The sequence below is a fragment of the Stieleria sp. genome, assembly GCF_041595215.1.
GTDB classification, from domain to species: domain Bacteria; phylum Planctomycetota; class Planctomycetia; order Pirellulales; family Pirellulaceae; genus Stieleria; species Stieleria magnilauensis.
In genome coordinates, this window is record NZ_JBFHKV010000175.1 from 1 (window position 1) to 10,434 (window position 10,434).

The window sequence follows — 10,434 nt, forward strand, 5'->3', positions numbered from 1 at the left end:
GATCTTGTTGTGCAGCGAGAACGCCGCGGCGATCACGACGCAACTGGTCACCAGCACGTAGGGAATCGCCATGCCGGTCGACAGGTCGAACCGTGCCAACCCGCGGAACGGCTTATCCCAGCCCCGGGCGAGCATCGAATACGGCAAGAGGAATGTCATGTTGATCCCGACTGCGGTGGCGGCCGCGGCGATCATTACCGAACGTTGCGTGCTGACTAGTTGGCTCGTCCAATACGATTGCTCGGATTGCCCCAGCGATGACACGACGGCCGCCATGTCGCCGGTCGGATTGTTCCACTGCGACAGGTCGGGGATGAATCCGGCCAGGATTCCACCGAATTCAAGTTCGCCGTTGATGGCCAACAACACCACGACGCCGAAGAAACAGATCACCACCATGCCGACCAACGATTTGAGCACGATGTCAAACAGCTTGGCCGCGCGGCCTTGTTTGGTGTTCAACAGCACCACAAATCCGGCGGCGAAAAACAGGATGGCCGTGACGATGATCTTGGTGCTGGTGGCATCACCGAGCCCGTCGCTGCCGGCCAGGTTGGCGAGGTTCTTGTCGATCGCGTCATAACAGAGGCTGAACTGTGGCATGCACCAGATGATGTTTGCCATCACTGTCGCGATGATCCATCCCCACCCCAGCGCCGGATTGATTTCACTGTTGATCGCTTCGAACGGACGCCGCCCGGTCGACAGCGTTACGTAGCTGATCGCCGACAGCATGATCACGCCCATGGTGATCGCCAGCAGCTGCAACCACAGCATGCTGGTTCCGCCCAACACGCCCAGGAACAACGCCCCGGCCAAGGAACCGCCGCCCAGGGTGATCGCCGCTTGCAACCAGCCCGGCCCGGACAATCGCACGTACGTCGACAGCGTCTTTCCACTGGCCTGGGCGTCGAGCAACAGCTTGCGGTCGGCGAGCACTTTTTCGCTGACTTGGGGAGCGGACGCGGACGGGGCGCCAGAATCAGAGGTAGGTTGATCGGTCATCGAATACGCGACAAAAGAGAAGGAGGTGGGAGCGGGGGATCCAGTCGCGAAATATAGCCGATGACGCGGCCGGCGTGTGAGCCGGCGGCTGGTGAGAATCCGTAGGTCACGCTGGGGACGAGGGGGCTGGTGATCGACGGTGAAGCTATCTCACTCGTTGTAGAGAAGACGATTGGGCGGCTGCCCCTGATACCATTGCGGCCCAAACTCGCTGCCCCTCACCCCCGGCAGGGCGATTGGCATGCACAGCATGCCCTACATTTCCTGTCACTGAGGCGAGCCGCGTCGCGGGTGCCCGGACTACTCCATTTCGACCAAGTAGCGTTCCGCGTCGAGTGCGGCCATGCAGCCGGTCCCGGCCGACGTGATCGCTTGGCGGTAGTAGTCGTCAGCCACGTCGCCGGCGGCAAACACGCCTGCGACCGAGGTGTTGGTGCGAAACGCCTTGGCCCACTGGATGTAGCCGGCTTCGTTCATTTCGACGGCGCCCTCCAGGAACGACGTGTTGGGCGTGTGGCCGATGGCGACAAACATGCCGCCGACTTTCAGATCGCGAACCGAGCCATCGACGGTACTTTTGACGCGGAGGTTATTGACCAGGTTGCCGTCGCCCTGGACTTCCTCGACGACCGTGTTCCACTGGATGTCGATGTTGGGGTGATTGAGCGCGCGGTCCTGCATGACTTTACTGGCCCGCATTTCATCGCGACGCACCAGCAAGTAGATCGTGTCGGCGCCTTTCAGGTTCGCCAGATAGGTCGCTTCTTCGACCGCGGAGTCGCCGCCGCCGACGACGGCCAGCGGTTTGCTGCGATAGATCGGCAGGGCACCGTCGCAGACCGCACAGGCGCTGACGCCCTTGTTCTTGTATTCCTCTTCGCTGGGCAGGCCCAGGTAGTTGGCCCGGGCGCCGGTGGCGATGATCACGGTGTGAGCCTGGACGGTCGCACCGCCGCTGGTGGTCAGCTTTTTCACCGGCGCGCTGAAATCCACGCTGACGATGTCTTCACCGATCACACGGGTCCCGAAATTGAGCGCCTGTTGCTTCATCAATTCCATCAATTCGACGCCTTGCACGGCGTAATGCGGCTGTCCGTCTCGCTCATGGCCCTGGGGAACCGGCGGCAAGTTCCAGTGGCGATCCTTGTCGACGGCCGATTCGACGAACGCGCGGATGTTGCCAGCCGGAAACCCCGCAAAGTTCTCGACTTCGGTCGTAAACGCCAATTGCCCCAGCGGAATCATCTCCGGCTTGACGGTTCCCTCGTAGACGACCGGGTTCAGATTGGCTCGGGCGGCGTAAATGGCGGCGGACCAGCCGGCAGGGCCGCTGCCGACGATGATGGTTTTTTCGATCTCGTTGCTCACCGTGTGAGAACTCCTTCAGAGATGGTTCTGGCAAATGTTCGGGGGATTATAGGACCGCGTCACCGGCTGTTCCATGGCAGGGGATGCATTCGGCCTGCGAGACGTGTGCGGCGGGACGTGGAACGGACAAACCGCCGCCGATCGGTTAAACTGCCCGTCTCTTTCCATTGCCTTCCCCCTCGAAATCCCGCCATTGTTGGCCGCTCGGCCGAATCACCTATGAGCACTCTTTTTGTCGCCGTCCTGTCGATGGTCGGATTTGTCGTCGCCTACAACACGTATGGCCGCTGGCTGGCCAAGCGTCTGTTCGGGCTGACCGACGACGCCACGATGCCGAGCGAGGAATGCCGCGACGATGTCGACTTCGTCCCGACCCGCAAATCGATCGTGTTCGGCCACCATTTCACCAGCATCGCCGGGACGGGACCGATCGTCGGTCCGGCCCTGGCCGTGTTCTGGGGCTGGCTGCCGGCGCTGCTGTGGGTGGTGTTCGGGGCCATTTTGATCGGCGGCGTGCATGATCTGGCCGCCCTGGTGATCTCGATCCGCAACAAGGGCCAAACCATCGGGCAAGCCGCCGGCCGATTGATTTCTCCCCGCGCCAAGGTGCTGTTTTTGATCGTCCTGGCGCTCGCCCTTTCGATCGTCCTGGCCGTGTTCGGGTTGGTCATCGCCAGTATCTTTGCGATCTACCCCGAATCGGTGCTCAGCGTTTGGATTGCGATGCCGATCGCCGTCGTGATCGGGCTGCGTTATCGCAGTGGAGGCGGGTTGGTGATTCCCAGTCTGGTCGGTCTGGCCGCGCTGTACGTCGCCGTTTACTTGGGTGCCTATCACCTGCCCGTCGATTTGACGCCCTACTTGCCCACCGACAGCCTGCTCTGGACCCCGACGGTCGTCTGGACCATCGCGCTGCTGATTTACGCGTTCATCGCGTCGGTGCTTCCCGTTTGGTTGTTGCTACAGCCGCGGGACTACATCAACAGCTTGCAGCTGTTCGTGGCGTTGGCGCTGTTGTTGGCCGGTCTGGGCATCGCGTCAGTGACCGGACAGGCCCAATTGACCGATTCGGCACCGATGATCGCCAGTGAAGTCCCGGCCGATGCGCCGAGCATGTTTCCGTTCTTGTTCATCACGATCGCCTGTGGTGCCTGCAGCGGGTTTCATTGCCTGGTCAGTAGCGGAACGACCAGCAAGCAACTCGAAAAGGCGAGCGACGCGCAAGCGGTCGGCTATGGCAGCATGTTGCTCGAAGGCATGCTGGCGGTTCTGGTGATCTTGGCCTGTTCGGCCGGCGTGGGCATGGGCCCGCTGACGCGGAGCGTGACCACGGTGGGCGAAGGGGCTGCGGCCCGGTCGGTCGTCGCGATCGAGCGAGCCGACGTCTCGGGGAACCAGGCGTGGCGAGAATATTATCGAACCGGAGCGGATGGAGAGCCGGACGCGGGTTGGAAAAAGCAGAACCTGGCCAAGAAACTGCGGGCTTTCGTCGACGGCGGAGCGAATTTCTTGTCCGCACTCGGGCTGCCCCTCCGCATGGCGATCGCGATCATGGCGGTCCTGGTCGCCTGTTTCGCCGCCACCACGCTAGACACCGCCACCCGTTTGCAACGCTACGTGATCAGCGAATTGGCGCTCTCGGCGGGCGCGAAACCACTGGCCAACAAGTACGTGGCCACCGGGATCGCCGTCGGGGTCGGATTAGCCATCGCCGTGTTCGCCGGCGACAGCCCCGGCAAGGGAGGCTTGGTGTTGTGGCCGTTGTTCGGGGCGACCAATCAGCTGCTGGCCGGATTGGCGTTGATGGTCGCATTGATCTTCTTGGCCCGACGCAGCAAACCACTCGCGTCGGTGATGATCCCGATGTTCGTGATGTTGTTGATGCCCGCCTGGGCGATCACCTACGACCTGTTTTACAACTGGCTGCCGTCGGGCAACGTCGTGCTGACCACGTTCGGGTTTTCGATTCTGGGGCTGCAGATCTGGATGGCCGTCGAAGGCCTGATGGTCTGGGGCCGCTGCCGAGGTGTGTTAGAAGCGCCGGCCGAAGCAGCCGCCGGTTAGTGGAGATCTCTCTAGTCTTAAAATGAGATTGCGACTATGATGGGGGGCGGTCGGCTGCGGGAAAATTCTCCGTCGCAACAGGGGCTTCGAATCGCGGTTTGATCGCCAGATCCGCGAGTTTGTCACGAAATCTCTGAGCACGGCGGGGGATCGTGGTCGTTGACAAGGCGAAGAACGCTTTGAGTCGGCCGTTACTCCCCCCCCACGACGTGAATGAATCATGGTCGCGTATCTAGCGGTCGAATCCGGGCCCGAGAAGGGCCGCCATTACCCGTTGGACCCCGAACGGCCGATGCACGTCGGTCGCGGATCGAGCTGTGAAGTGATGTTGTCCGATCCGGTCTGTAGCCGGTTTCACGCCGTCGTCTTTTACGAGGATGACCGCTGGCAGGTTCGCGACACGGGCAGCCGGAACGGGACGTTGGTCAACGGACAAAAGATCGATACGGCTCAAATCGCGGATCAATGTGTGCTGACCATCGGCGGCACGGAACTGCGTTTCATCGATCCCTCCTCCGACAGCGCCGAGCTGGACGACGCGTTCCAAACCATCGTCCAAGACGTCTCGTTGATCGACACCAAGACGACCGACGATCCGATGCGTGACGTCGCACACGCCGGGTACTTGTTCGATCTGTATCTGCTCAGCCTGTCGATGCTGCGGCTGGAAAACCCCGACGAAGTCATCGATTCGGTGCTCAAATTGCTGCGTGACCGAACCAGTGCCGACGCCGTGGGGCTGTCCTTTGACGGCGGCGACGGACGGCAACGACCGCACAAGGTCGAACCCGCGGATGAAGTGGACAAAGTCAAAGTCAGCCGCGCGATCTTGCGTCGCGTCGTCGGCAGCGGCGAAGCCATCTGGGTCAACGACAAGCGTTCGCAGGACACCGAATTGCAGGAAAAACTGCCGGCGAAATCGGTCTGGTCCGATGCGATCTATGTTCCGCTGGACACCAACGAAGCGAACATCGGCATCCTGCATCTGTACCGCAACCGACCGTCGTTCAACGAGATCGATTTTGAATTGGCGATCGCCGCGGCACGTTTGTTGGCCGTCGGTTTAGATCGCGCGTTGCAACACGATCAATTGCGTGTCGAGGCCAAGCAAATTGCAAAACGCAATGCCGACGGAGACGAATTGATCGGCGAAAGCCCCGTGATGCTGCGTCTGAAGGAAAAAATTGCCCGCGTCGCGGCGGCCAACGGATGCGTCTTGGTGCGCGGGGAAAGCGGCTGCGGAAAAGAACTGGTCGCCCGCGCCGTCCACCGCAACAGCAAACGGGCCAAGCGGCCGATGCTGACAGTCAACTGTGCGGCGATCCCGTCCGAATTGATCGAAAGCCAATTGTTCGGCCACAAGAAAGGCTCGTTCACCGGCGCCGACAGCGACCACGAGGGTTGGTTCCAACAAGCACACACCGGCACGCTATTCCTCGATGAGATCGGTGAACTGACGCTGGAAGGACAAGCCAAGCTGTTGCGGATTCTCGAAGGCCATCCGTTCTTGCCGGTCGGTGGCACGCAGGAGGTCCATGTCGACGTCCGTGTGATCGCAGCGACCAACCGCGATCTGGCCGAATTTGTTCGCGAGAAACGTTTCCGCGAAGATCTGTTTTATCGGTTGAGTGTCTTTGAATTACTGCTGCCACCGCTGCGAGAACGCGGTGACGATTTGGATCTGTTGATCGACCATTTCTTGGAACACTTTCGACTGCAACACGGTCGCGCCAAGCTGACGCTTTCCAAAGCCGCGCGGGACCGGATGCGCCAGTACATGTGGCCCGGGAATATCCGCCAACTGCGAAACGTCATCGATAGCGCGATCGTGATGGCCGATGACGCCGAAATCCAACCCGATGACCTGGGGCTGCGCGATGCCGGGATCAGCCGCTTGGACACGTTCCGTATCGATGAGTGGGAAAAACGTTTGATCGTCAAAGCGCTTGAACGAACCAGCGGCAGTGTGCCCGAAGCGGCCAAACTGCTGGGGATCAGCCGAGCCACCGCGTATCGTAAAATCTCCGAATATGAAATCGATCGCTGAATCAAATTGAACAGTTCCCCTGACCGCCGCCTGGCCATTGTCTCCGCGCCTGGCTCGCGCGGCGATGTCAATCCGATGCTCGCGATCGGGATGGAACTCAAACGCCGTGGCTACGACGTCGCGATCTCGTTGGCCGAACCTTACGCGAAACTCGCCGAAGCCGCCGGCTTGGATCCGTATCCGTTGATGGATCGCCAAACGTTCGACACCATGCTGGCCGATCCGTCGATGTGGACGCTGCTCGGCGGCATGCGGAAAGTGATCGGCGGCGTCGCGGCGGAGCTCTTGCGGCCGCTCTTCGATCTGATCCAGTCGCTGCACCGGCCCGGACGAACGGTCTTGGTTTCGCACCCGCTGGATTTTGCCGCGCGGATCTTTCGTGATCTCGATCCGACGACGCCACTGGTCGACGTGCATTTGGCACCCGTCATGTTGCGAACGCCCGAGCAGCCTGCGCGGCTGACGTCTTGGCGATTCGAACCGACACGCCATCGCCGGACGTTTCGACTGGCCTATTGGTTGGGCGACAAGATCATCCTGGACCCACTGCTTGCCGGGCCGATCAACCGAATTCGAAAAGAACACGGACTGTCCCCCGTCAGACGGATCATGCACCGGTGGTGGCTTTCACCCGACCGGGTGTTGGCGTGTTATCCGGATTGGTTCGCGCCGTCGACGGTCAACGCGATCCCGCAGTTGCGGCACGTCGGTTTCCCACTGTTCGATGGTCCACGGTTGGATGGGGCCGACCAGCCTCTGGATCTGCCGACGGACCGACCGATCGTGTTCACCGGCGGTTCGGCCAACTGGCACACGCGTGAATTTTTTCGCGCCGCGACAGAAGTGTGCGTGAAACTCGACCGCCCTGGTTTGCTGTTGGGTGGCAATGAGAATTGTTTTCCCAAGAACTTGCCGAGTCACGTTCGCCCGCAAGGCTACGTGCCGCTGGGCGAGTTGTTGCCGCACTGCAGCGCCATCGTGCACCACGGCGGCATCGGCACGACGTCGCAAGCGTTGCGAGCCGGGGTGCCGCAAATCATTCGCCCGCTGGCGTTTGACCAGTTCGACAACGCCGATCGGGTGGAAGCACTCGGGTGCGGCGTTTGCTTGCATCGCGATCGTGACCTTGCCGGCAAGTTGGGATTTGTCCTAAACGATGTCGGTATGGCGGAATCGACGCGCCGGATTCGAGATCGGTTTGGTGGTTCATCCGCCCCACAGCTTGCGGCGGACGAAATCGATGCTGCCCTGACCGGCACAACCGCGCAGCTTTGACACCCGCTGCGGGACTTTGCGGACTGTGACGAAGATGCGACAGGAAATCATGGTCCGGTTGTTCCAGTTCTGCCGTGCGGATGGTCGATAGGACAAAAACCAATTCGACCCGATGGCGGGTTCGTCCGGATAATGCCGGCATCGCCGGCTGATCGCCACCCTACGCGGCAAACATTGATGACCAGATCCAACGTGCGTTCCACGAACACCAAGCGTCGACTGTTGCGAAACCTCGTGACCGCGTTGACGATTGCGACGACCCTTCCGGCCAGCGTCGGCTGTCACGTCTGGGATCGAATCGGCCCCGGGCCCCACGATACCACCACCTCGTACCATCGCGGCGTGGGACTTTCGATCGAATACCCCGAAGTGGCCGAATGCGCGACGGCGGTGACGATCGCGGCCGAAGCGGCCAGTGCGCCCCATTCATTGGAAGACCCCTCGAAACTTCCCACAATCGAACTCTCGTTGGACGAAGCGGTGGCGATGGCGATGCGGGACAGCCCCGTGATCCGATCGCTTCCCATCGGCGCAACGTTCTCGACCCAAAGCGCGACCACGGTCTTCGACCCGGCCCAAATGGCCTCCTCTACTCAGGGTGTCGAAGCGGCATTGGCGGAATACGACGCTCAATACAGCAACACGCTGAATTGGTCGGGCGCGGACACACCGCGAAACGTGTTGGTCAACGCATTCACGCAAAACTTCCAACGCCAAGTCGACGAGGGCACCTCGGCAGCCTATGCAAGCTCGCTGAGCAAGAAAACTGCGTTTGGGTCTCAATTCACCATCCGTCACGTCGTCAACTACACCCGCAACAATAACCCGAACCGAAATTTCTCCAGCGACTTCGTCGGTTGGGTCGAAGCGGAGTGGCGTCAGCCGATCCTGCGCGGGTCGGGTCTTCAATACAACCGCATCGTCGGATCCAGCCAAACGCCGGGTGTGTACAACGGCGTCCTGATCGCGCGGACCAATGAAGACGTCGCGCTGGCGGATTTCGAAGATTCCGTGACCAAACTGGTCGCCGACGTCGAGCAAGCGTATTGGGATTTGACGACCGCCTATCGACTGCTTGAAGCCAATATCAAAGGCCGCGAATCGGCGCTTCGGACCTATCAATACCAAAAGGTGCGGCTGGATGTCGGTGCAGGACGCCAGGACGAAGAAGCACAAGCGCAGTCGCAGTACTACCAATTCGAAGCAAACGTCCAGTCGCAACTCGGTGGTTCCACCGGCCTGTACGCGACCGAACAAAAACTACGCTACCTGCTGGGTATGCCCGCGTCGGATGGAAAAATCATCAAGCCGACGACCGACCCGCTGGATTCCAAAGTCGTCTTCGATTGGAACTCCGCCCTCTCGCAAGCACTCGATCGCCGCGTCGAAATCCGCCGACAACGCTTCCTCGTCAAGCGGCGTGAGTTTGAACTCTACGCATCGCGGCTGAACAAACGCCCCCAACTCGATTTCGTCGGACTGTACCGCTATCGAGGCCTGGGTGATCACCTTATCGGTGACATCGATGACGGACGCTTCGATGGTCTCAGTTCCTCCATCCTCAACGGCGAATTCCAAGAATGGCAGGCCGGCGTGGAATTCACGCTTCCGGTCGGGCTGCGTCAAGCCGGTGTCGCGATCGCCAACGCAAAGTTGCAGCTGCAACGAGAGCGAGCGGTCTTGGCCGAGGTGGAACTGAGGGTCAGCCATGACCTGGCCGAAGCCGCACGGAACATCGACGTGACCTATCAATTGGTTGAAACCAACTACAACCGCTATCAAGCGGACCTGCGACAAGTCGAGGTCCTGGTGCGTCGCTACTTGGATGGCACCGACAACATCAACTTCTTGCTGCAAGCCCAGCGTTCGGTGGTTCAAAGCGAAGTCGCGTTCTATCAGGCGCTTGCCAATTACAACCTGGCCATCCGCGACCTGCATTGGGAAAAGGGTTCCCTACTGGCGTACAACCAGATCCAGCTGGCCGAAGACGCTTGGGAAGCCGGTGCCACGCGTGATGCGTACGAAAAAGGCTTGTTCTTGACGCCGCGTCAAGATCCCAGCGAGGTCACGATGACGCCGCCGGTGACACGTCGATCGTTCGATCCGTCGGAAGTCCAGGCGACCGGAGTCGGGTTCTCGATGCAAGACGGGACGATCGTCACCGAGCACGCTTTGTTGCCCGCTGAAGTCCCCGTCCCCGCAGCGGCAGACGTTTCACCGATGATCGATGAAAGTGCCTTGCCGGCCGATGGGTTGCAGCTGAGTGAATAGGTGGGGCTGCCGGCGGGGCCGGCGATTGTATTACTGACGAATTACTCGCCGTACCGCGTTGTGGGAACGACTCGCGAGCGGCAACCGCTCTGCGGCCCGCACGCCAGCGGCGTGCCACATCAAAGCTTGGGGTCGCGCCCGCGCACCCCAAGTTCCTGTCGCCAACAGGCCGTCAACCCCAACGGGGTTGAACAGAGCAACACGGTTCGCCTGATTCACGGCGCCGTTTGCGCACCCCCGATTGTGCCGCGCCGTTTGTTGAACCCCGTTGGGGTTCCCCTGTCTTCTGCGCCCCCACCCGGGGTGCGCTTCGCGACCCCGGGCTTTGTTGTGGCACCGCTCTGCGGTGTGCACCGCAGAGCGGTGCCTGCCCAAAAGTCGCTCAGTAATACAATTGACGTCCC

5 protein-coding genes and 1 pseudogene are annotated in these 10,434 nt (G+C 60.9%); 4 read left to right on the forward strand and 2 right to left on the reverse strand.

The features are described from left to right. Together ABX749_RS09235 and ABX749_RS09240 are read right to left on the reverse strand one after the other, a co-directional pair. Positions 1-1,005 (reverse strand): annotated as a pseudogene (locus tag ABX749_RS09235) (hypothetical protein); the annotation flags it as partial. A 300-nt stretch (positions 1,006-1,305) separates the two neighbouring features. Beyond that, positions 1,306-2,373 carry an FAD-dependent oxidoreductase gene (locus ABX749_RS09240; RefSeq protein WP_372895720.1) on the reverse strand — a complete coding sequence of 356 codons (1,068 nt, stop codon included), beginning with the start codon at positions 2,371-2,373 and terminating at the stop codon, positions 1,306-1,308. 219 nt (positions 2,374-2,592) lie between these two features. On the opposite strand from ABX749_RS09240, the gene ABX749_RS09245 reads away from it, so the two are divergent. From ABX749_RS09245 to ABX749_RS09260, 4 genes are all read left to right on the forward strand, one after another. Further along, positions 2,593-4,437 (forward strand): carbon starvation protein A, encoded by a 1,845-nt coding sequence (locus ABX749_RS09245; RefSeq protein WP_372895721.1) that lies wholly within the window; start codon positions 2,593-2,595, stop codon positions 4,435-4,437. 220 nt (positions 4,438-4,657) lie between these two features. Further along, a complete protein-coding gene (locus ABX749_RS09250; RefSeq protein WP_372895722.1) occupies positions 4,658-6,484 on the forward strand; it encodes a sigma 54-interacting transcriptional regulator in 1,827 nt (608 codons plus the stop codon). Positions 6,485-6,490: 6 nt separating this feature from the next. Beyond that, on the forward strand, positions 6,491-7,759 hold the full coding sequence (locus ABX749_RS09255) for a glycosyltransferase (RefSeq protein ID WP_372895723.1): 1,269 nt from the start codon (positions 6,491-6,493) through the stop codon (positions 7,757-7,759). A gap of 177 nt (positions 7,760-7,936) precedes the next feature. Beyond that, positions 7,937-10,030 (forward strand): TolC family protein, encoded by a 2,094-nt coding sequence (locus ABX749_RS09260; RefSeq protein ID WP_372895724.1) that lies wholly within the window; start codon positions 7,937-7,939, stop codon positions 10,028-10,030. Positions 10,031-10,434: the final 404 nt, after the last annotated feature.